20 protein-coding genes are annotated in these 22,560 nt (G+C 65.9%); 14 read left to right on the forward strand and 6 right to left on the reverse strand.

Annotation, left to right across the window (positions count from 1 at the left end):
* Together Q0W90_RS02380 and Q0W90_RS02385 are read left to right on the forward strand one after the other, a co-directional pair.
* Positions 1-327, forward strand: a 327-nt coding sequence (locus Q0W90_RS02380; protein WP_297772983.1) for a nuclear transport factor 2 family protein, incomplete at its 5' end; no start/stop codon positions are given.
* A 7-nt stretch (positions 328-334) separates the two neighbouring features.
* Complete coding sequence (locus Q0W90_RS02385; protein WP_297772986.1) at positions 335-1,435, forward strand: NAD(P)-dependent oxidoreductase; 1,101 nt, start codon at positions 335-337, stop codon at positions 1,433-1,435.
* On the opposite strand, the gene Q0W90_RS02390 is transcribed toward Q0W90_RS02385, so the two are convergent.
* Together Q0W90_RS02390 and Q0W90_RS02395 are read right to left on the reverse strand one after the other, a co-directional pair.
* Positions 1,432-2,409 carry an NAD-dependent epimerase/dehydratase family protein gene (locus Q0W90_RS02390; RefSeq protein ID WP_297595592.1) on the reverse strand — a complete coding sequence of 326 codons (978 nt, stop codon included), beginning with the start codon at positions 2,407-2,409 and terminating at the stop codon, positions 1,432-1,434. The genes Q0W90_RS02385 and Q0W90_RS02390 overlap by 4 nt on opposite strands.
* A complete protein-coding gene (locus Q0W90_RS02395; protein WP_297595587.1) occupies positions 2,409-3,380 on the reverse strand; it encodes an aldo/keto reductase in 972 nt (323 codons plus the stop codon). Before Q0W90_RS02395 ends, Q0W90_RS02390 begins: the two co-directional genes overlap by 1 nt.
* Positions 3,381-3,463: 83 nt before the next feature.
* Between Q0W90_RS02395 and Q0W90_RS02400 the strand changes: the two genes are divergently transcribed.
* The 12 genes from Q0W90_RS02400 (at position 3,464) to Q0W90_RS02455 (ending at position 17,273) form a co-directional block, all read left to right on the forward strand.
* Entirely contained in the window at positions 3,464-4,798 is a 1,335-nt protein-coding gene (locus tag Q0W90_RS02400) for an acyltransferase (protein WP_297595586.1), read from the forward strand.
* 173 nt (positions 4,799-4,971) lie between these two features.
* Positions 4,972-5,277: a hypothetical protein gene (locus Q0W90_RS02405; protein ID WP_297595585.1), complete on the forward strand. Its 306-nt coding sequence runs from the start codon at positions 4,972-4,974 to the stop codon at positions 5,275-5,277.
* Positions 5,278-5,497: 220 nt separating this feature from the next.
* Positions 5,498-6,169, forward strand: a complete 672-nt coding sequence (locus Q0W90_RS02410; RefSeq protein WP_297595584.1) for a TetR/AcrR family transcriptional regulator — start codon at positions 5,498-5,500, stop codon at positions 6,167-6,169.
* Positions 6,170-6,834: 665 nt separating this feature from the next.
* Complete coding sequence (locus Q0W90_RS02415) at positions 6,835-7,629, forward strand: ABC transporter permease (protein ID WP_297595583.1); 795 nt, start codon at positions 6,835-6,837, stop codon at positions 7,627-7,629.
* Between the two features lies 1 nt (position 7,630).
* The gene (locus tag Q0W90_RS02420; protein WP_297595582.1) at positions 7,631-8,500 is read left to right on the forward strand and encodes an ABC transporter permease; all 870 of its coding nucleotides are present in this window, start codon (positions 7,631-7,633) and stop codon (positions 8,498-8,500) included.
* Positions 8,501-8,506: 6 nt separating this feature from the next.
* Positions 8,507-9,814, forward strand: a complete 1,308-nt coding sequence (locus Q0W90_RS02425) for an MCE family protein (RefSeq protein ID WP_297772992.1) — start codon at positions 8,507-8,509, stop codon at positions 9,812-9,814.
* Complete coding sequence (locus Q0W90_RS02430; protein WP_297595580.1) at positions 9,811-10,851, forward strand: virulence factor Mce family protein; 1,041 nt, start codon at positions 9,811-9,813, stop codon at positions 10,849-10,851. Before Q0W90_RS02425 ends, Q0W90_RS02430 begins: the two co-directional genes overlap by 4 nt.
* Positions 10,848-12,407, forward strand: coding sequence for a virulence factor Mce family protein (locus tag Q0W90_RS02435; protein ID WP_297595579.1), 1,560 nt, complete (start codon positions 10,848-10,850; stop codon positions 12,405-12,407). Before Q0W90_RS02430 ends, Q0W90_RS02435 begins: the two co-directional genes overlap by 4 nt.
* The gene (locus Q0W90_RS02440) at positions 12,404-13,960 is read left to right on the forward strand and encodes a virulence factor Mce family protein (protein ID WP_297697417.1); all 1,557 of its coding nucleotides are present in this window, start codon (positions 12,404-12,406) and stop codon (positions 13,958-13,960) included. The genes Q0W90_RS02435 and Q0W90_RS02440 overlap by 4 nt, the downstream gene beginning before the upstream one ends.
* Positions 13,960-15,144, forward strand: coding sequence for a virulence factor Mce family protein (locus Q0W90_RS02445; RefSeq protein WP_297772994.1), 1,185 nt, complete (start codon positions 13,960-13,962; stop codon positions 15,142-15,144). The genes Q0W90_RS02440 and Q0W90_RS02445 overlap by 1 nt, the downstream gene beginning before the upstream one ends.
* Positions 15,138-16,688: an MCE family protein gene (locus Q0W90_RS02450; RefSeq protein ID WP_297595576.1), complete on the forward strand. Its 1,551-nt coding sequence runs from the start codon at positions 15,138-15,140 to the stop codon at positions 16,686-16,688. Before Q0W90_RS02445 ends, Q0W90_RS02450 begins: the two co-directional genes overlap by 7 nt.
* A gap of 75 nt (positions 16,689-16,763) precedes the next feature.
* Positions 16,764-17,273 carry a hypothetical protein gene (locus Q0W90_RS02455; protein ID WP_297595575.1) on the forward strand — a complete coding sequence of 170 codons (510 nt, stop codon included), beginning with the start codon at positions 16,764-16,766 and terminating at the stop codon, positions 17,271-17,273.
* An 84-nt stretch (positions 17,274-17,357) separates the two neighbouring features.
* On the opposite strand, the gene Q0W90_RS02460 is transcribed toward Q0W90_RS02455, so the two are convergent.
* From Q0W90_RS02460 to efeU, 4 genes are all read right to left on the reverse strand, one after another.
* The gene (locus Q0W90_RS02460; RefSeq protein WP_297595574.1) at positions 17,358-18,248 is read right to left on the reverse strand and encodes a universal stress protein; all 891 of its coding nucleotides are present in this window, start codon (positions 18,246-18,248) and stop codon (positions 17,358-17,360) included.
* A gap of 138 nt (positions 18,249-18,386) precedes the next feature.
* Positions 18,387-19,691 (reverse strand): iron uptake transporter deferrochelatase/peroxidase subunit, encoded by a 1,305-nt coding sequence (efeB, locus tag Q0W90_RS02465; RefSeq protein WP_297773021.1) that lies wholly within the window; start codon positions 19,689-19,691, stop codon positions 18,387-18,389.
* A gap of 14 nt (positions 19,692-19,705) precedes the next feature.
* Positions 19,706-20,881, reverse strand: a complete 1,176-nt coding sequence (gene efeO, locus Q0W90_RS02470; RefSeq protein WP_297697433.1) for an iron uptake system protein EfeO — start codon at positions 20,879-20,881, stop codon at positions 19,706-19,708.
* Positions 20,882-20,918: 37 nt separating this feature from the next.
* A complete protein-coding gene (gene efeU, locus Q0W90_RS02475) occupies positions 20,919-22,529 on the reverse strand; it encodes an iron uptake transporter permease EfeU (RefSeq protein WP_297772997.1) in 1,611 nt (536 codons plus the stop codon).
* Positions 22,530-22,560: the final 31 nt, after the last annotated feature.

Consider the following 22,560-nt stretch of genomic DNA (forward strand, 5'->3'; position numbering starts at 1 on the left):
GTGGCCTTCACCCGCCAGGCCCTTGGCCGCCCCGCACAGCCCACCGCGCATCAAGTGCACACACCCGAAATCGAGCTCACGTCGGCAACGACGGCGCGCGGGATATGGGCGCTGCAAGACGTCGTGCGTTTCGGGCCCGGGGTAACCCTGGTCGGCTACGGCCACTACCACGAAACCTACGAAAACATCGCCGGCCGATGGCTTATCAAGAGCTCCAAGCTAACTCGCCTCCGTGAGGACATCGTGACTCCACTATTCTCGATCTACGTGTCCCCCCGAATTCGCACGGCGATAGGCAAAATCGCCGGCCGGCTGATGGATCGGTGACGCGCCCATGACTGTCAACACGGTTCTGGTCACCGGCGCGTTCGGACAAGTCGGCAGGCGCTGCACGCAAACCCTGCTCGACCGGGGGCGCACCGTCGTCGCGATGGACCTGCGCAACGACAACACCGTCGCCGTCGAACGAGCACTGACCGCCGCCGGGCACCCGGGGACGCTGATCCCCGCCTACACCGATCTGCTGGACGCCGACGCGGTGCGTGATCTGGTCGCCGCCCACCGGCCCGGAGCCATCGTTCACCTGGCCGCCGTCGTCTCCCCACCGTCGTATCGCAATCCCGGCTTGGCCCGGCGCGTCAACGTGGGTGGCACCGAAAACCTATTGGCGGCCTGCGCCGCACTCCCCCGCCGGCCGCTGTTCCTCATGGCGTCCAGCGCCGCGGTGTACGGATCGCGGAACCCCTTCCGCCAGCCCGAGCGGATCACCCCGGACACCCCCGTCAACCCCATCGATCAGTACGGCCAGGACAAAGTGCTTGCCGAGGCGGCGATCCGCGCCAGCGGCCTGCCCTACGCGCTCTACCGGCTCGCCGGCGTCATCTCGCCGGACACCCAGGCCGGTATCAACGGTGACTACCTCACGCTGATGCGTTCGATGCCGAGCGACAACCGCATTCATGCGGTGGACGCGCGTGACGTGGCGCTGGCGTTCGCCAATGGCGTCGATCGCGAAGCGACCATTTCGGGCAAGGTGTTGCTCATCGGCGGCAACGAAACGTACGTGCTCCGACAGCACGTCCTGCAAGACGACATCATGACCGCCGCCGGTCTGGGCCCGCTCGGCCCGTCGGCCGGCCTGCCCGGCGACCCGGATGACGACCGCGGCTGGAGTTTCACCGGCTGGTACGACACCAGCGAAGCGCAGGCGCTGCTCGACTTTCAAGAGCACGACTGGCAGCAGACCGTGGCCTGGCTGGCCGAGTCGCAGGGCCCCATGCGCATCGTGCTCCGGCTGCTCGGCCCGATCTTGCGCCCGGTGCTGCGTACCATCCTGCTGGTGCAGCGCCGGCTGGAGGGACGCGGCCCCTACGCCGACCCGTGGGCGTTGATCGAAAAGAAGTATGGCACAGCGGCATTGGCCAGCATCGACTAGCGTGACGCGAAGAAGACCGCGGCTTTGCGGATCGAGTCCTCGACGGGTTCCGGCGTCCATCCCAGTTCACGGGTGGCCTTGCCGTGGTCCAGCGGCGACATCAGTTCGGCCATCCGCATCCCCGCATAGGCGAACGGCAAGTCGCGCCGCGACAGTCTCGCCGCCAGGTCGTTGACCCGCGCCCCGGCGCGCAGCACCGACATCGGGATGCCGATGCGCGGCGGCGGTCTGCCGACGGCGGTGGCCGCGATCTCGTGCAACTCCCGGACGCTCATGTACCGGTCGGAGACGATGTAGCGTTCGCCGTTGCATCCGTGCTCGGCGGCGAGAAGCATTGCCCTGGCGGCGTCTTCGATGCCCACCACCTCGGCCGAGTAACCGAAATAGAACGGGAACCGGCCCTTGGCGACCAGGGCGATCAGCGAGCCATGCGGGGTCGGCGCATAGTCCCCGGGGCCGTAAGTCGTGGAGATACACAGCGCCACGCCGGGCAGCCCCTTATCGCGTGCGTACGACAGCAGCAGGTCTTCGCCTGCCACCCGCGCTTCGATGTATGCACCGCCCTGATCCCAGTTATGCGCGTCGGATTCGGTGACCGGTTTGCTGTCGCTGATCGCCAAAGCGCCCGTGGTGCTGGTGTATACGAATCTCTTCAAGTCGGCGTCCAGGGCCGCGTTCAGTACATGTCGCAATCCCTCGACGTTGGTGCGAAACAGCGGCGCCGGATCACGCAACCACATTCTGGCGTCCACGACGCAGTAATAGACGACGTCGCAGCCCGCCATCGCGGCGCGCAGAACAGCGTCGTCGAATACGTCGCCGTAGCAGCGCTCGACATCGAGATCATCGATGCCTGCGGTGGAGCTGGTGCGGCGCAACATGACTCGCACGTCTTCGCCCGCAGCCACCAGCTGTCGTGTGACGTGTGATCCCAGAAACCCGCTCGCGCCGATCACCAGTTTCTTGTTGGCCACTAGCGGTCGATCCATGCCATTTGCGCCTCAGCGTGGTGGCCTCCCACGGGCGGGGTGAGGCGGTCGAGCCGGGCCAGTTGGTCGGCGGTCAGCTCTATCGCGTCCGCCGCGACGTTTTCTTCCAGGCGCGTCACGCGCTTGGTGCCCGGGATCGGCACGATGTCGGGGCCTTTCGCCAGCAACCAGGCCAACGCGACCTGAGCCGCCGTGGCGCCGACGTCAGCGCTGATGTCGCGCACTTCGTCCGCGCAGCGCAGGTTGTGCTGGAAGTTGTCGTCGAAGAACCGCGGGTTTGTCTTGCGGTAGTCGGTGTCGGGAAGCTCCTGGGTGGAGCGCACGGTACCGGTGAGGAAGCCGCGACCCAGCGGTGAGTAGGCGACAAACCCGATCCCCAGCTCGCGCAGCGACGGCAATATCGCCTCTTCTTGGTCGCGCGTCCAGAGCGAATACTCCGATTGGACGGCCGTGACCGGATGCACCGCGTGCGCGCGGCGGATGGTCTCCACGCCGACTTCGGAAAGGCCGATGTGCCGGATCTTCCCGGCCGCGACGAGCTCGGTCAGCACCGACATCGTGTCTTCGATCGGGGTCTGGCGATCGAGGCGATGCTGGTAGTACAGATCGATGCGATCGGTTCCCAGTCGTTGCAGTGAACCGTCCACCGCGAGACGGACATTCGCAGGGCTGCTGTCGAGTCCGTCACGGCCGGTGTGCGAGATGAGACCGAATTTCGTCGCCAACACCACCTGATCGCGCCGGCCCCGCAGCGCGCGGGCTAGAAGTTCCTCGTTCACGTAGGGGCCGTAAACCTCGGCGGTGTCGATCAGGGTGACACCCAGGTCGATGGCGCGATGAACGGTACGGATCGATTCGGCGTCGTCGCTGCCGGCGCCGGCATAGGCCACCGACATTCCCATCGCTCCCAGGCCCAGGCGACCCACCTCGAGGTTGGCGAGACGAGCTTGTTTCATGGAGTCATTGTGCGCCCAGCGACTTCACGCCATGGGACGGGTACCGTTGCGCGGGTGCACCGCATCAATGTTGCCGCGATCCGATGGACGACGTAGCGGCTGCGCGACCGGCCCGCAATCTGGCGGTGGATTTCTACCGCGCCTCGGGCGTGGTACTCATCGTGCTGGGCCATTGGCTGGCCGGTTCGGTGACCTACCACGACGGGCAATTCGGCCGCGAGAACCCACTGCTCGACATGCCGTGGACGCAATGGCTGACGTGGATTTTCCAGGCGGTCCCAGTGTTTTTCTTCGTGGCCGGTTACGCCGGAGCCGTGTCGTGGGCCCACCGCCGCGACGCCGACAGTTTCTCGCGCCAGGCCTGGATTCGGCACCGGCTGGCTCGGGTGCTGGGACCCACGACGGTCTACGTCGCGCTGGTTTCGGTGATCGTGGTGGTTCTGCATGCCCGGCAGGTGCCGGGCACGGTGCTGGAATACGCGGGCTGGGCGGTCGCCATGCACCTGTGGTTCCTCGCCGTGTACGTGTTGGTGGTGTCACTGACGCCCATTGCCGTTGCGGCACACAACCGTTGGGGCCTCAGGGTGCCGGTAGTGCTGGCCGCGGGGGTCGCGCTTGTCGACGCCGTCTCGCTCGGGGGCCATGTCCCCTATGTCGGCTGGCTGAACTATCTGCTGTGCTGGGGCCTGCTCTACCAGCTCGGGATCGCCTGGCACGGTGGGCTACTGGCCAGCCGCAGACCGGTGCTGCTCGCCGCCGGTTCGACCGTCGCTCTGGCGCTGCTGATCCGAGTGGGACCATATCCGGTCAGCATGATCGGCGTTCCGGGCCAGGCGATCGAGAACACGACGCCCCCGACGGTGGCGATGATGGCGTTCGCGTGTGCGCAAGCCGGATTGGCGATGGCACTCGCGGCGATGCTCGACCGCGTCTTGCGCCGCCGCCCGGTGCAGCGCGTGTTGTCGACCGCCAATGCCAACGTGATGGCCCTCTACCTTTGGCACATGATTCCGGTCGTGATCGTCGCGATCGTCGCGTATCCGGCCGGGCTGATACCGCAGCCACCCGAGGGCTCGACGGCGTGGTGGCTGGTCCGGCTGGAGTGGATCACGATCCTCAGCGTGGTGACGGCGGCGCAAATGCTGCTGTTGTGGTGGCAGCGGCGGTTCTTCGCGGTTCCGCTGCGCACGTTCGGCCTACCGCTGGGCGATCGCTGGGCCGAGGCGGTCATGCTGATCGGCGCCGTCCTCGCCGCAGTTGGGCTGCACCTCTTGGCCCAGGGCGGATTCGCACCGGACGGGCGATTCTCGTGGCCGGCCGCGGGTGTGTTCTTCGCCGGGGCGGTGTTGGTGGCGGTGCGGCCCAGATCCCCGTCACCCGTCACCGTCCCCAGTTCGCAGCGCCGTCCGAGCGCTTAACGATGGGCCGGTCGTCGTGACCGCCCGGAGTAAGCGACTTACGACCTCCCGAGAGGGGCCCTAGGGCCCTGTTCGGGGTGATATCCGGCGAGAAACGTTTCCGTCAAGGCTCGGAATACCTGAGCAGTTGAGCCTAGGCTAGACGGAGACACCCTCGCTAAGGGAGTACACAGATGTCGCACGCTACGCTCCACACCAGCCACGGCCCTCAGCAGCGCTCGCAGGATGCCCAGCTCTTAAAGGAGTCCGGGGTACACAAGCTCGTCATCGCGGACCGCGACGGCAACTGCTTGGCGTTCGTATTGGCATGGGACAGCTTCGAGTACGACGCCGAGACGGATACCTTTGTGTGCGTCGCCGACGACGATGGCAGAGAGCTCATGACCGTGTACACCGCCGGCGAGATAAAGCCGGCGCCCAACGCGAACACGTATGTCATCACCGCGCCGGATAGATTCGGTGGCCCCAGGGCGCTGTAACCCCGGCTGACCGTCGGACCGATCTGCTCGCGGCGGTGTCTCACACGCCATTCTGGACGGCAGGTCGAAGGGTTTCGGGACCCGATCGCCGAGGGCACCAACGGCACTGCGGCTTCACGCTGACGGCGCCGCCCGCTACCTGCCATCCCGCTCGTGGGATCTTGACATCGCGAAACTTATGATAGACCGTTCGTACGGTTAGTTTGAGTGAAGGTGGAAGATGCCCCGATCGCCTGGCAGGCGTGGCGAGATTTTCGACGCGTTTGTCCGCTATGTCGCCGAACGCGGCTACGACAGAACGAATATGGGCGACATCGCCGATGAGCTTGGCATGTCGAAGGGCACCATCGTTCATCACTTCGGGACCAAAGTGCAGATGTTGCGGGAGCTCGAGGAAGCCCACCTCGCCCGCCAACTCGGCGCGCTGCAGATGGCATGGGCACGTCTTCCCGCACCGCACGAACGGATCGCCGCCATCATTTACGCCTCCGCGCTGCTGCAAGTGGTCACCCGCGATGCGACTGTGGCGAGCCAGCGCGAGGTGGTTCAGTTGTTCGATGACCCGGCGATGCAGCAAGTGCGAAAGCTGCACCAACAATTGCAAACCCTCGCGATTGACGAGATCCGCAGTGGGATAGCGAGTGGCGTGTTCCGAAACGTCGACGTCGAACTGGCCGCGCTGCAGCTGTGGGGATCGCTGCAATGGATGTGGGTGTGGTTCGACCCCACTGGTTCCTGGACGCCCGAACAGGTCGGGGCGGCCTTCGTCGACGTGTTCCTCGGCGGACTGCTGCTCGACCGTCTGGGCCTCAGCAGGTGGGCGGACCCTTCCGCGGACGTCGTCTCGGTGGTGCGCGAATGCCTCGCCACGGTCACGGCTCCGGCAAATTGACCGGATAGCCTCGAACACGTTATGCGGGAAGGGATTTGATCCCTACCATGACCCCTTTGATGCGCCTGGCCCTCCTTAGCCGACTCCGCCGAGCGCACACGGCACAGCTGCCGCAACTGTACGGACGGTCGGTTTATGCCCGATCCTTTCTTTGTCGACGAGTTTGACACGGCCCCGGGATCACGCGATTGCGGCTCAAATGACCTGGTAATAGCACAAATAGCGCTGACTCAGCGCCAGCTGATGTCCGCAGGATTTGCGGTACCGCGCGACCGGGCGGCCCAAGTTATTGACTGACCGTACGGTCTAATGCCATAGTTGCTGCGTGGCGCAAACGAGGGCGGTATGGAGCTGAGAGCACAGTCCCGGAGTGCCGGTCGGGGGGATCACCTGGTCGACGGGCGTCGGGAACGAGGCGATGCGGCACGCCGCGCGGAATGCGGCACCTTATTGAACCGGAACCTGGACCAAAGAAGCCCGCAGTCTTCGTCACTCCAGCGGTATTCGAAAATTTCTGTGGGGCAGCGATTTCCACGCGGCGTCCGCTCGACGGGCCGGTGGCCGAATCGGAATCGAGATCTGCATCCCGCGACTGTGCGCGACCCGCTCGGACGGTCAGCGGAGACCTTGCGACTCGTCGGATGGTCACGTCGGGGGCAACGCAGATGACGACCTCGCACCTGTTCGCCAGCAAAGTAGGCCAGAGGATTCGTCCGGGCGCGGAAGTGGCCGGGGGGTTCTTCCGGATGTGCGTACTCACGGGCAAAGCCCTCACGCAGCCCTTCGAATGGCGCGAGTTCATCGTGAACGGCTGGTTCCTCATGCGGGTGTCGCTGTTGCCCACCATCGCGGTGTCCATCCCGGAGACCGTGCTGCTCATTTTCACGCTCAATGTCCTGCTGGCCGAGTTCGGCGCCGCCGACGTTTCCGGTGCTGGCGCCGGGATCGGCGCGGTCACCCAGCTCGGCCCGATCGTGACCGTGCTTGTGGTCGCCGGCGCAGGGGGCACCGCCATCTGCGCCGACCTCGGCGCGCGGACCATCCGCGAGGAGATCGATGCCCTCGAAGTGCTCGGCATCGATCCGATCCATCGGCTGGTGGTGCCCCGCGTCGTCGCCTCCACAGTGGTTGCGGTGCTGCTCAACGGTCTGGTGATCGGTGTCGGTCTGGGCGGCGGCTACCTCTTCAGCGTGTACCTACAGAACGTCTCGAGCGGTGCCTACCTCTCCACGTTGACGGCGCTCACCGGCTTACCCGAGGTCGTGATCGCCTTCGTCAAGGCCGCGATATTCGGGCTGATCGCCGGCCTGGTCGGCTGTTACCGGGGGCTGATCGTTCGCGGCGGCTCCAAAGGCTTGGGCACCGCCGTCAACGAGACGGTCGTGCTCTGCTTCATCGCGCTCTTCGCGGTCAACGCGGCACTGACCACCATCGGCGTCCGGTTCGGAACGGGCCGCTGACATGGCGACGGTGGCAGCCCTGCGCGTCCGGTTCCCGCGGACCACCGCCGTTCTCCATCGCTACGGGGACACCCCCACCCGGCCACTGGTCGAGGTCGGGCAGATGGTCTGGTTCGCACTGACCACCATCAGCCTGATTCCGTTCGCCATACACCGCTACCGCAGGGAGCTGGTACGGATGGTCGCCCAGATGGGGATGGGCACCGGTGCGATGGCCGTGGCCGGTGGCACGGCCGCCATCGTCGGCTTCATCACCCTGTCCGCGGGCTCATTGGTCGCGATCCAGGGCTTCGCGTCGTTGGGCAACATCGGCGTCGAGGCGTTCACCGGATTCTTGGCGGCAATGGTCAACGTGCGGTTCGTGGCGCCGGTCGCGGCCGGCCAGGCGCTGGCGGCGACGGTCGGCGCGGGCGCCACCGCCGAATTGGGTGCCATGCGCATCAGCGAGGAGATCGACGCCCTGGAGGTGATGAGCATCAGGTCGGTCGCCTATCTGGCGTCGACTCGGGTGGTGGCCGGTCTCGTCGTGATCATCCCGCTCTACGGGTTGGCGATCACCCTGGCCTTCCTGTCCGCGCAAGTCACCACGGTGTTGCTCTACGGGCAGTCGATCGGCACCTACAACCACTACTTCCATACATTCCTGCGCCTCAATGACGTTGGCTGGTCATTCGCGGAGGTGACACTCGTCGCCGTGGTCGTGATGACCACCCACTGCTACTACGGTTACACCGCCAGCGGCGGGCCGGTCGGCGTCGGTGAAGCGGTCGGTCGCTCGATGAGGCTGTCGTTGATCACCATCGTCGTCGTGGTCGTACTGACCGCGATGTCGGTCTACGGCAAAAACCCCAACTTCAATCTCACGGTGTGACCCCCCATGACGGCCCCGGTGAAGGAGAACCCGCAACGCATTCCGCCGTACAGGACGGCGGCGATGGTGTTCTTCATGGTCTTCGCCGCGGTGTTGGGGTTCGTGTGGTTGCAGTTTCGGGGCAGTCTCACGCCGAATACCGTCCTAACGATGGTGGCGCCCCGGGCCGGTTTGGTGATGGACCCGGGGTCGAAGGTCACCTACAACGGCGTGGAAATCGGCCGCGTGGCCAGGATTTCGGAGATCCAGCGTGACGGCATACCGGCGGCGAAGTTCATCTTGGATGTCAATCCGAAGTACATCCCGCTGATTCCGGCCAATGTGGACGCCAACATCAAGGCGACCACGGTGTTCGGCAACAAGTATGTGTCATTGACCGCGCCGAAAAGCCCTACGCCGCAACGTATCGACTCGCGGCAGGTGATCGATGCCAGGTCGGTGACGACGGAGTTCAACACGTTGTTCGAGACGCTGACTTCGATCGCGGAGAAGGTGGATCCGGTCAAGGTGAACCTGACCCTGGCCGGGGCCGCGCAGGCTTTGACTGGATTGGGCGACAAGTTCGGGCAGTCGATCGTCAACGGCAACGCGATCCTCGACGACATCAATCCGCGAATGCCGCAGATCCGCCACGACATCGCGCGGCTGGCGGCCCTCAGCGACATCTACGCCGACGCCGCACCCGATCTGTTCGACGCCCTGAACAACGCGGTCGTCACGGCGCGCACGCTGCACCGGCAGGAAGCCGACCTGGATGCCGCGTTGTTGGCCGCAACCGGGCTGGGCAACACGGGCGAAGACATCTTCGCCCGTGGCGGGCCCTATCTGCAACGGGGTGTCGCCGACCTGGTGCCCACCGCCCAACTGCTCGACACCTATAGCCCCGAGATCTTTTGCACCGTCCGCAACTATTACGACGAGGAGCCCGCCGCCTATGCGACGGTGGGCGGTGGCAACGGCTACGCGCTGAAGACCATGACCGAGCTGACGTCAGGATTGGGGGGCATCCTCACGCTCCCGGGGTTGGCCGGCACGGCGGGCACCCTGGGGCTCCTGGGCCTGGCCGGACTGGTCGGCGGGGCACCGAATCCCTATGTGTATCCGGACAATCTCCCTCGGGTGAACGCTCGCGGCGGGCCCGGGGGCGCACCGGGATGTTGGCAAAGCATCACCCACGACCTGTGGCCGGCGCCATCCCTCGTCGTGGACACCGGCGCCAGTCTCGCGCCGTACAACCATCTGGACACCGGCTCGCCATACGCCATCGAGTACGTGTGGGGCCGCCAGGTCGGGGACAACACGATCAACCCATGAAACCCACCGGCAGCGCTATCAAGCTCGGCATCGTCTCCTTGGTGCTGCTGCTGATCACCGTCTCGATCGTGGTGGTGTTCGCGCAGATGCGCTTCAACCGCACCAACAGCTATTCCGCGGAGTTCAGCAACGGCAGCGGCCTGCGCGACGGACAGTTCGTGCGCGCCTCCGGAGTGGAGATCGGCAAGGTCAAAAAAGTACGGCTGATCGAGGGCGGCAAGCGGGTTCAGGTGGACTTCACCGTCGACCGGGCGGTACCGCTGTACCAGTCGACGACGGCACAGATCCGCTATCTCGACCTGATCGGTAACCGCTACCTGGAGCTCGTTCGCGGCAACGGCGAAGGCGCGGACCGGACCCTGCCGACGGGCGGGTTCATCCCGCTGTCGCGAACCTCGCCCGCCCTTGATCTCGACGCCCTGATCGGTGGTTTCAAGCCGCTCTTCCGGGCGCTCGATCCGGAAAAGGTCAACACCATCGCGTCGGCGATCATCACCGTCTTCCAGGGTCAGGGCGGCACCATCAACGACATCCTCGACCGGACGGCGCAGCTGACCTCGCATATCGCGGAGCGCGACCAGGCCATCGGTGAGGTGATCAAGAACCTGAACGTGTTGCTGGACACCACCGTTCGGCATCGCAACGAGTTCGACCAGACCGTCGACAACTTCGAGAGATTGATCACCGGATTACGGAACCACGCCGATCCCCTGGCCGCCGGCACCGCGAACATCAGCAACGCCGCCGGAACGGTGGCCGAGCTGCTCGGCGAGAACCGCGCTCTGCTGCACAAGGAGATCAACTACCTGCAGGACCTGCAGCAGCCGCTCGTCGACCAACGAGATCAGCTCGGCGATCTCATCCACAAGACACCGACCGCCCTCAACCTGATCGGACGCAGCATCGGCCTCTACGGAGACTGGGTCAATTTCTACGTGTGCGACCTCACGATCAAGTGGAACGGACTGCAGCCCGGCGGCCCGGTCCGCACCGTCCGGCTCTGGCAGCAGCCCACGGGTAGGTGCTCGCCGCAATGAGAACACTGACGGAATTCAACCGCGCCCGTGTAGGGCTCATGGGCGCCGGCGTGCTCGCGCTCGTCACCGTCGTCGGCCAAAGCTTCACCAGTGTCCCAATGCTTTTCGCCAGCCCGAGTTACTACGGGCAGTTCACCGACACGGGTCAACTGAACAAGAACGACAAGGTGCGCATCTCCGGCGTGAACGTCGGCGCGGTGCAGTCGCTCGACATCGACGGGGACCACGTCGTGATCAAGTTCTCCATCGGCGGCAACACCATCGGCACCGAGAGCCGACTCGCGATCAAAACCGACACCATCCTGGGTAAGAAGGTGCTCGAGATCGAACCGCGGGGAGCCCAGGCGTTGCGGCCGGGGGGTGTCTTACCGCTGGGCCAAAGCACGACCCCTTATCAGCTCTACGACGCGGTCTTCGACGTCACCAAGGCCGCCGCGGGCTGGGACATCGACAGCGTCAAGCAATCGCTGAACGTCTTGTCCCAGACCATCGATCAGACCTACCCGCACCTGACCCCGGCCCTCGACGGATTGGCCAAATTCTCCGACACCATCGGCAAACGGGACGAACAGATCAAGCACCTGCTCGCCCAGGCCACCCAGGTGGCCAGCGTCCTCGGCGACCGCAGCGAACAAATCAACCGGCTGCTGGTCAACTCGAAGACGCTGCTGGCCGCATTCAACGAACGCGGGCGGGCGATCGGCGCTCTGCTGCAGAATATTTCGGCCTTTTCGGCCCAGGTGCAGGGGTTCATCAATGACAACCCGAACCTGAATGCCGTGCTGGAGCAGTTGCACGCCATCAGCGACGTACTGGTGGCGCGCAAAGATGACCTGGCTCAAACCTTCACGTATGTCAGCCAATTCGCCGCGTCGTTGGGGGAATCCGTCGCCTCCGGCCCGTACTTCAAGATCGTGCTGTCCAATCTGCTGCCGTACTGGGTCTTGCAGCCGTGGGTCGACGCCGCCTTCAAGAAGCGTGGTATCGACCCGGAGAACTTCTGGCGCAGCGCCGGCCTGCCCGAGTTCCGCTTCCCCGACCCGAACGGCACCCGGTTCCCCAACGGCGCGCCGCCGCCCGCACCTCCGGTGCTGGAAGGGACCCCGGACCATCCGGGGCCCGCCGTCCCGCCGGGAACGGCGTGTTCGTACACCCCACCACCTGACTCGCTGCCGCGGCCGTGGAATCCGTTGCCCTGCACGGGCGTAGACGTCGGCGCGTTCGGCGGCAATTTCCCGGCACCGATCGACGTGCAGACATCGCCGCCGAACCCGAACGGCCTGCCACCGACGTCGGGGATCCCAATCGCCGGGCGGCCCGGTGAGGCGCCTCCGGACGTTCCGGGCACACCGGTGCCGTTGCCTATCCAGGCACCGCCGGGCGCGCGCACGGAGAACCTGCAACCGGCCGGCCCCACCCCACCGCCGTCCACGTTCGCGCCGGGCTTGCCGCCGGGGCCACCCGCGCCGCCGGGACCCGGGCTGCAGCTGCCCGCCCCGTTCATCTCGCCGGGCGGCACGGGCGGCAGCGGTATCACGGGAGGAAGCCAGAATTGAGCGGCATCTTCAACATCCGCAATCCGTGGCTTCGCCGAGCCATCGGAGCACTGGTGGTGGTGCTGGCCGTCGGCGCGGGGTTCGCCGGCTGGCGGATCTACCAGAAGCTGACCAACAACACCGTAATCGCCTACCTCCCAGCGGCGAACGCGCTCTATTCCGGGGACAAAGTCCAGATCATGGGTGTTCGTGTGGGCTCGATCGACAAGGTCGAGCCCGCCGGCAACAAGATGAAGGTGACGTTTCACTACGACAACAAGTACAAGGTGCCCGCCAACGCGTCCGCCGTGATCGTCAACCCCACGCTGGTGGCGTCGCGCAGCATCCAGTTGGAGCCCCCCTACAAGGGTGGCCCGGTGATGGCCGACAACGCGGTGATTCCCATCGAGCGCACGCAGGTGCCCACCGAGTTCGACGAACTGCGCGACAGCGTCGCCAACATCATCAGCAAACTCGGCCCGACGCCCGAGCAGCCCAAGGGCCCCTTCGGTGACCTCGTCGAGTCTTTCGCCGACGGGCTGGCCGGCAAGGGCAACCAGATCAACACCACGCTGAACAGCCTGTCACGAGCCTTCACCGCGCTGAACCAGGGCCGGGGCGACTTCTTCGCGGTGGCGCACAGCCTGGCGCTGTTCGTCAACGCCCTGCACAAAGACGACCAGCAGTTCGTCGCGCTGAACCACAACTTGGCCCAGTTCACTGACAACCTGACCGGGTCCGACCACGATCTCGCCAATGCGCTACGGCAATTCGACAGCCTGCTCGCCACCTTGCGCCCGTTCCTGGCCAAGAACCACGAGGTGTTCGTGCACGACGTCGACAACCTCGCCAACCTGACCACCACGCTGGTCCAACCCGAGCCGCTGAACGGTTTGGAGACGGCCCTGCACGTCCTGCCGACGCTGGAGACGAACCTCAGCCAGATTTACCACCCGTCGCACGGCGCGGTCATGTCCATCCCGGCAATCCCTAACTTTGCGAACCCAATGCAGTTCTTCTGCAGCATGATTCAGGCCGGTAGCCGGTTGGGATATCAAGAGTCCGCCGAGCTGTGTGCTCAATACCTGGCGCCAATCCTCGATGCGATCAAGTTCAACTACTTACCGTTCGGGCTGAATCTGTTCAGCACCGCCGAGACGCTACCCAAGGAAATCGCCTACTCCGAGCCGCGCCTACAGCCGCCCAACGGATACAAGGACACCACGGTACCCGGGATCTGGGTGCCCGACACCCCGCTCTCGCACCGCAACACCCAGCCCGGCTGGGTAGTTGCGCCGGGTATGCAAGGCACACAGGTGGGACCGGTCACCGGGGGCCTGCTGACCCCCGAATCTTTGACCGAACTGATGGGCGGCCCGGACACCGCACCCCCGCCGCCGGGGCTCCAAACCCCGCCGGGACCGCCGAACGCCTACGACGAATACCCGGTGGTGCCGCCGATCGGCCTGCAGGCCCCACAGGTGCCGATCCCGCCGCCAGCGCCCGCGCCGGGAGTGGTCCCCGGACCGGTCGAGCCCACGCCGGCGGCAGCGCCCACTGGGACGGGGTCGTGATGGTAACGGTAAACGCGCTGTGCGCGTGGGGTTCTCGCATCCGGCACCGGACCTGGCAGGGGCTGGCCGTATTGAGCGCGGCGGCGGTGCTGACGTCTTGCGCGAAGTGGCACGGGATCGCGAATGTGCCGATGCCCGGTGGCCCGGGCACCGGACACGGCTCCTACACCGTCTACGTGCAGATGCCCGACACGCTGGCCCTGAACACGAACAGCCGGGTCCGGGTGGCCGACGTCTTCGTCGGCACCGTGCGCGCGATCCAATTGAAGAACTGGGTCGCCACGCTGACGCTGCGGCTGGACAAGGGCGTCAAGTTACCCAAGAACGCCACCGCCAAGATCGGGCAGACCAGCCTCCTCGGGTCTCAGCACATAGAACTGACCGCGCCCCCCGACCCGTCCCCGCAGCGACTGGGGGACGGCGACACCATCCCGCTGAAGAATTCATCCGCGTACCCCACCACCGAGCAGACACTGGCCAGCCTCGCCATGATCTTGCGTGGCGGCGGCATCCCCAACATCGAGGTGCTGCAGAACGAGGTCTACAACATCGTGAACGGGCGCGCTGACCAGATCCGCGCCTTCCTCGGCAAGCTGGACACGTTCACCACCAGGCTCGACGAGCAACGTGAGGACATCACCCGAGCTATCGACTCCACCAACCGGTTGCTGGCCTACGTGGGAACCCGCTCGGATGTCTTGGATCGCGTCCTCACCGAATTCCCACCGCTGATCAAGCATTTCGCGGATAAGCAGAACCTCTTGATCGACGCGGTCGACGCGACAGGGCGGCTCAGCCAGGTTGCCGACCAATACCTGTCCGCCTCGCGGAGCGACCTCCACCAGGACCTGCTCTCGCTGCAGTGCCCGTTGCGGGAACTCGGCCGCGCATCGCCGTACCTGATCCGCGCGCTCAAGCTGATCATCGTGCGGCCGTTCGACATTGACGCCGTGCCGAAGGCGTTCCGCGGCGACTACTTCAACCTGTCGCTCACGCTCGACCTGACCCTCAGCGCCGTTGACAACGCGGTCCTGACCGGGACCGGGTTCTCCGGGGCGCTGCGGGCCCTCGAGCAGTCCTGGGGCCGTGACCCCGAAACGATGATCCCCGATGTGCGCTATACGCCGAACCCCAACGACGCGCCGGGCGGACCGCTGGTCGAAAGGGCGGACAGGCAATGCTGACCCGCTTCATCTGGCGCCAAATTATCTCGTTCACGATTCTGAGCGTGGTCACGGCGATCGTGTTGGGCGGGTACTACTTGCGCATTCCCGCCGCGGCAGGGATCGGCCAGTACACGCTGAAGGCGGACCTGCCCGCGTCGGGCGGCCTGTACAAGACGGCCAACGTGACCTATCGCGGTGAAACCATCGGCACGGTCACCTCCGTCGAGCCGACCGAGCGGGGCGCGCATGTGACCATGCGCATCTCCGACCGGTACAGAATCCCGATTGACGCGACGGCGAGCGTGCATTCGGTGTCGGCGGTTGGCGAGCAGTATGTGGACCTGGCGTCCGTGGGTAACTCGGGCCAATACTTCTCGCCCGGACAGACCATCACGAAGGGTACCGTGCCCACCGAGATCGGACCGGCGCTGGACGCCGCCAACCGGGGGCTGGCGGTGCTGCCCAAGGACAAGATCGCTTCGCTGCTTGACGAAACGGCCCAAGCGGTCGGCGGATTGGGCCCTGCGCTGCAACGTCTGGTCGACGCGACGCAGGCGATCGCCGGCGACTTCAAGACCAACATCCACGATGTCAACGACATCATCGAAAACTCGGGGCCGGTCATCGACAGCCAGGTCGACTCCAGTGACGCGATTAAACGCTGGTCGCACAACTTGAACACCCTCGCCGCGCAGGGCGCGGAAAACGACCAGCACGTCAAAAGCATTCTGTCTCAGGCGGCCCCAACCGCCGATCAGGTCAACGAGGTGTTCGGCGACGTCCGTGAGTCGCTACCGCAGACACTGGCGAACATCGAGATCGTGCTGGACATGCTCAAGCGCTACCACAAGGGCGTCGAGCAACTGCTGGTGGCCTATCCGCAGGGCATATCGGAAGGCCAGACGGTGACGGCGGCCTTCCCGGGCTACGCCGCGCTCGGGACATCGCTGACGATCAATCAGCCCCCGCCGTGCCTGACCGGGTTTCTTCCGGCACCTCAGTGGCGGTCTCCCGCGGATACCAGCCTGGCGCCGATGCCGTCCGGGACATATTGCAAGATCCCGCAAGACCATCCGGCCAACGCCGTGCGCGGGGCGCGCAACCTCCCGTGTGTCGACGTACCCGGGAAGCGGGCCGCCACGCCGCGGGAGTGTCGAGACACGAAGCCGTACGTTCCGTTGGGCACCAACCCCTGGTACGGCGACCCCAACCAGATCCTGACCTGCCCGGCGGCCGCGGCGCGCTGCGACCAACCGGTCAAGCCGGGTCAGGTCATCCCCGCGCCATCGGTCAACAACGGCCTGAACCCGGCGCCCTCCGACAGGGTGGCGGGGACGCCACCCCCCGTCAGCGATCCGCTGCAGCGCCCCGGATCGGGAACCGTCGAATGCAATGGGCAACAGCCAAACCCGTGCGTCTACACCCCCGGCGGTCCTCCCCCGGCCGTCTACGTTCCTCAGAGCGGCGAACTGGTGGGGCCGGACGGAGTTAAGTACGCGGTCGAGAATTCGAGCAAAACGGGTGACGACGGATGGAAGGACATGCTGGCGCCACCGAGGTGAATCCACCACTGCCACTGCGGCTCAGCGGGTTTCAACCCACCGATATCGACAAGGGAACGCAAGGATCGGAGCGACATGCGGAAAGTGATTGGTCTAGGGCAACTTCGGAGCGATACGTGTGCCTATCTCGAGCGGGTCGCGGCCGGGGAGACCATCGACGTCGTCCGTCGCGGCAAACTGGTAGCGCGGATCGTGTCGGTCGGGGAATGGAGGCCGGCGCCGATCCCGGCGCGATCCGTCGCACCCGCTGCGCAGGACGCCGGTGGGTGGGTCGGGCTTGACGAACTGCGAACGCGGGCCGGCCGGTGCTTCGACCGGGTCGCGGCCGGGGAAACGATCAGTGTTGTTCGTGGCGGCAGGTTACTGGCGCGGATCGTGTCGGCCGACGGCTCCGAAAGGACCCCGAGTCGGGCGGACGCCGGTGCCGGGATCGAGCTCGACGAACTGCGGAAGCGTGCGGGACGCTATTTCGATCGGGTCGCGGCGGGACAGACTATCGAGGTCATTCGTGGCGGCAGGCTGGTTGCCCGCATCGTCTCGGCCGACGCGACGTCGCTAACCCTCGAACGATCTGCCGTCGGGTAGCGGGCGGAGGTGCATCGCAGCCGCCTCGGCGGGACCAGGGGCCGCGGCCTCGACTGCTCGACCCGGCGCAAACCGGTGAAGGATTTATGCAGAGGCCGGCGGCCGAGCGACGATAATCGGTATCCGGACCGAATGCAGGACCGCGTTGCTGACCGACCCCAGCAGCATCCTCGTCAGCCCGCCCCGACCGTGACTGCCGACGACCACCAGTTGCGCCGTTTCTGACTTGTCGATGAGATGTCGTGCCGCCCGATCCCGGGCAATGAACCGATGAACGGTGACATCGGGATAGCGTTCTTCCCAGCCCGCCAGGCTCTCGGCGAGGCTGCGTTGCGCTTCGCCCTCCACCACCGGCCACTCGATGTCGAAAACTTCACTCACCGCCGCGTCGCTCCAGGCATGGATGGCCACCAGATCGACGCCGCGACGGGACGCCTCGTCGAACGCGATTTCCGTTGCGAGTTCGGAGGCCGGTGATCCATCGGTGCCCAGTAGGACCGGAGCATTCCGCAGATCCGGCAACTCTTCGTCACGAATAACTGCGACTGGGCAATTCGCGTGCCGTACCACGGTCGAGCTGACCGATCCGAGCAGACCACGGGCCAGCAATCCCCGACCGGAGCTGCCCATGACGATCATCTCCGCGGTATCGGACGCCTCGAGCAGTGCCGGGGCCGGGGCCGAGTAGACCAGTTTTTTGTCGATGGACACCTTGCGATCCGCCGACATCGCGTCTTCGGCGACCTTTATCGCGTGCAGGATCGCCTTCTTGCCTTCGTCTTCCAGGTTCGTGACGAGGGATTCGGGGTACGGGACCGGCGGGAATGTCGTGGTGGGCGTCGTCACCGCGTGCATGACGGTCAGCGGGATGTTTCTCATCGCCGCTTCGCCGGCTGCCCAGCGTGCGGCGGCCGTTGACGCCGGCGAACCGTCGACCGCCACGACGATGCCGAGTTGTTTGACGGATGCGGACATTTCGTTCTCCCTCCATCGCGAACGATGCTATCGGAGATAGCTCCATCGGTCGTGAGGCTTTGGTCCTCAACCGTCGGACCTCAGATCTCGCGCGACCGCTAGACCTGGCGCCGCCGCAGCCGCGCGGTAGATCAGCGCTCACCCGAACAGGCTTTGTCCGATGTAGTGGCCTTCACGCGGCGGGGGCGGCACCGCGAAGAGCGCTGATCCGATATGGCGGATGTATTCGTTGAGCAGGTCGTGGGCGCCCAAGCGGTTCTGCAAACGGATGAAAGCGTGCGGGTCATTTTGATAAGAGATGAACAGCAGACCGGCATTGAGCTGGCCGTTGGCGTCGAGGCCGTCGGTGTAGTTGTAGGACCTCCGGCGGATCATGGTGCCGTCGTTGTTTTCCCGGGCGGCCAGGCCCACGTGCGACATCGGATCGATAAGCGGGCTGCCGTCGGCGCCTTTGGCGGCGAAGTCGGGCGTATCGAATTCGGTCTTGCCGCTCAGCGGCGCCCCTTCCTCCTTGGTGCGGCCGAAGATCCTCTGCTGATTGCCGATCCGGTCGACGTCCCATGTCTCCATCAGCATCCGGATCTTGCGGACGACCTGGTAGGTCCCGCCCTTCATCCAGGGCTGATCGCTGTCGTCGACCCAGACGAACCGCTCGTACTCCGCATCGGTGGCGATGTTGCGAGTTCCGTCTTTGAATCCCAACAGGTTTCGCGGAGTGTGCTGGCCGGGTCCGGCCGAGGCGCGACCGAAACCCAACACCGCCCAGAACGGCGAGACGATGTTGCGGCCCAACCGGGCCAAGTTGCGCACGGCGTGGTAGCAGACCTGGGGATCGTCGGCGCACGCCTGCACGGACAGGTCACCGCCGCGCAGGCGGGGATCGAGGTTGTCCCCGTTGAGCGTCGGCAGGTCGGTGAACACGGCGGGCCGGCGCGCGGCCAGTCCGAAACGGTCACCGAACAGCGACGGACCCAACCCAACGGTGACAGTGAGGCCGGCCGGGCTCAGCCCGTAGGCCTCCCCCGTGTCGGCGGGGGGCTGCACCTCGACCTGCGGTTGGACGGTGCCGACCGGCTTTCCCTGCTGCAGGATTGCGGCCGCTGCCGACCACCGTGCCAATAGGGTCTGCAATTCTGTGCGGCCGGCGCCCGCGGCCAACGAGAACGACATGAACATGGCGTAACGCTGTGGCGGCGTGTCGATTCCGCCCTGGTGCGCCTGGCCGTAGAAGGGGTAAGCGCGGCGCAGGTCGACGGTGTCGTCATCGTCGCCGCGTTGTCCGGCCGCCATCGCATGTCCGGCAAGGCCACCGCCGACGGCGCCGATGGCGGCGCCGCCGAGCCCGGCCAGCACCGCGCCGCCGAGCGCGCGTCGGCGCGACACCGCCGTCGAGTCCGGCTGCGCGCCAACATCGTCCGGGCGGCCGCCGGGGTGTTCGGTCATGTCGTCGGTCACGATCAGCCGCCCGAGACGACTTTTTGGGCGACGGTGGACAGGCTCTGGTGGAGCGGCTGGATGACCGCCGTCAGCTTTGGCGCGTCGCTGGCCTTCAACGCCGAGGTGTAGGTCCGGTAGCCGCCCAGCGCGGTCGGGTCGCGGTACCCGTCCAGCGCGGCGAGCACGGTGCGAAACTGCTGGTCGATCTGCTTGACCAGATTGCCGTCGATCCTGTCCAGGCCCGGCCGCAACGACGCGTACGCCTGCTGCGCGCCTTCGACGTTGCCCGAAAAGTCGACCAGGTCAATGTGACTGAAGGCCTCCTCCTCACCGGTGATCTTGGTGTTTTGAATCTCTTCGACCAGGTCGCTGGCGCCGTTGGCCAAGTCTTCGGGCTTGTATGCCAAGGTGGCGACGATGCCGTTCAATTTGGCGACGTTGCCGACCAATTCGGTGCTGAATGCTTTCGTTGCGGGGGTGATCGCGCCGCCCTGCCAGAGATCACGCTCGATGGCATGGAAGCCCTTCCATCCGACCTTGTCGTCGACCGGTGTGGACTCGCGCATGTCGATCAGGTAGTCGAGGTTGCCGGCATTGTCACCCACCACGAACCCCGGTAGCACAAAGCCCTCCACGGTGGATTCCGAACGCTCCCAGAACAGTCGGGCTTTGGCGTAGGACGTCTTCGCGACGTCGAGGTTGCCCGACTGCACGGCGGCATCGAGAGCCTTTACGCCATCGTTGAGTTGGGCGATCTGGTTGACGATGTAGGCCGCATAGTCCTTGGTGCCCTGATTGAGGATGCCGGCCACGGTGCCCGTCGGCGCCGCCGGTGCGTTACCCGTCACCGTCAGGGTCTGATATTCCGTGCTCGCGCCGGGACAGTAGAGCTGGTAGGAGCCGCCGTCCAGTGTGACGGTGAACGACACCGGGTCCAGGCCGGGTGCGAGGTTCTCCTTTTCCCCGACGATCCGTTGGTCCCTGAGCAATTCGACTTCGCTGATCCCGGGCGCGTTCGTGTTGGCCACCGTGAAGGTCACCGGGCCCGCGGGCACGTTGGTGATGTCCAGCGCGCAGCCGTCCTTGCCGGCGGTGTTGGTCATCGTGACCTTGACCGCGTTGGTGCCGCCCGGCTTCGGTTGCGTCGCGGGGTCCGAGTGGCTGCTCGAGTGGCTGCATCCGGTCGCCGTCAACACCACCGTCGCAGTGAGGACTGTTGCCGTCAACAAGAATTCACGAGACCGGTACGTTGCGAGGGCGATGCGACTCACCATTGATTGATTTCCTCTCATCCTGCTGCCTGCGGTCCACGCGCACCGAGGCGATCGCTGACAGCGCGCACGCCAACGCAAAACCCGCTATCACCAATGGAAGCCAGACATACCAGAGCAGCCGCTCACCACGATTGCGGCCGCTCGCGACGATCTCAGCCGCGGTCGCGCGGTCTTCGGCGCGGGACGTGGACCAGTCCGTCGCCAGCCCGCCAAGGCTGACGGTCTTCGCCCCCGTCAACCCGCCGCCGGTCAAAATCGCCGTGCGGTTGCTCGTCGCTTGCGCGCTGATCACGGACTCACCTCGCGCGAGCACGGTATACACGGTGGTCGTTGACCATTGCCCCTGAAACGGCCCTGGCGTGCGCCCAACCGCGAGACCGACCGGCAGCCGGCCCCCCGTCATGCTCAGCAACTGATCCAGCGTGACTTGCGGTGCGCCATCGGCCCCGGCAGCCTCCGAAGCCCGCCATACCTGCACAGGCAAGCCGTCCACTGTTTGGTCGTCTGCCGGGACAAGCAGGATGTGGCGGACGGTCGAGGTGCCCTGGGGGACGACGATCAGCTCGCGTCCGTGCGGCCCGGTCACGATCGACACCGCAGCGGTATGGCCGGCCTGGTCGGTGACGCTGCGTGGCCGCGCGCTGTCGGCGCCACCGCCGCCGGGCACCGCCAACGCCAGCGCCGCCGCGACGATGAGCAGCAGCGCCGAGGCCGCCGCCAGCAGCCGGCTCCGGGCCCGCGGTGCGGCGGCGAGCCCAGCCGGCCACAGAAAGACGGTGAGCACCGGAACGGCATACAGCAGCCAGCCCAGCACCTCGATGAGGCGGGGGTCGGCGGGGATGCCGAACACGCCCGCGGTCACCGCGCCCAGGACGGAATTGCTCGGTATCCACCGCGACAGATCGAGTACCTGTTGCTGGCCGATGTTCACCCAGCCCGCCTCGTGTGCGGTGCGCAGCGCACCCAGCACCAGCCCGGCGGCGATCAGCACCAGAAATACGCCCGTGACCCGGAAGAACCGGCCGAGGTTGAGTCGCAGGCCGCCGAAGTACAGGCCCACGCCGAGCCCGATCGCCGTCGCGATGCCCACCGCGCCGCCAAGCAGGGCGAACCACCGATTGCCATGCGACGTCTGGGCGGCGGCCAGCAAGAACACCGAGGTCTCGAAGCCCTCCTTGAGCACGGCGAGGAAGGCCATGGCGGCCAGGGCGAGCGCACCGCCGCGGTTGACCGCCTGCCGGGCTTCGCGTTCCAGTTCGCCCTTCAGCCGCGCGGCGTTGCCGTTCATCCAGATGATCATCGACGTCACGAACACCACGGCGATGGCGTTGATGACCGTTTCCATCATCTCTTGCTGGGCCTGCGGCAGGCTCGCGGCGAACAGATCGAGCCCCACGCCCACCACGACGCTGAGCACCACGGCTGCGGCCACGCCGGCAAACATCGGCCGGATCGTCTGGCCGTTGCGCTTGAGGAAGGCGCCAACGATGCTCACGATGAGTGAAGCCTCGAGGCCTTCACGGAGGCCGATGAGGAACGTGCCTATGAATACGCCGAATACGCCCTGCATGCGCCCTATTTCTGTCCCGCCGATCGGGACT

It is taken from the genome of Mycobacterium sp. (genome assembly GCF_025933915.1).
GTDB lineage: Bacteria > Actinomycetota > Actinomycetes > Mycobacteriales > Mycobacteriaceae > Mycobacterium.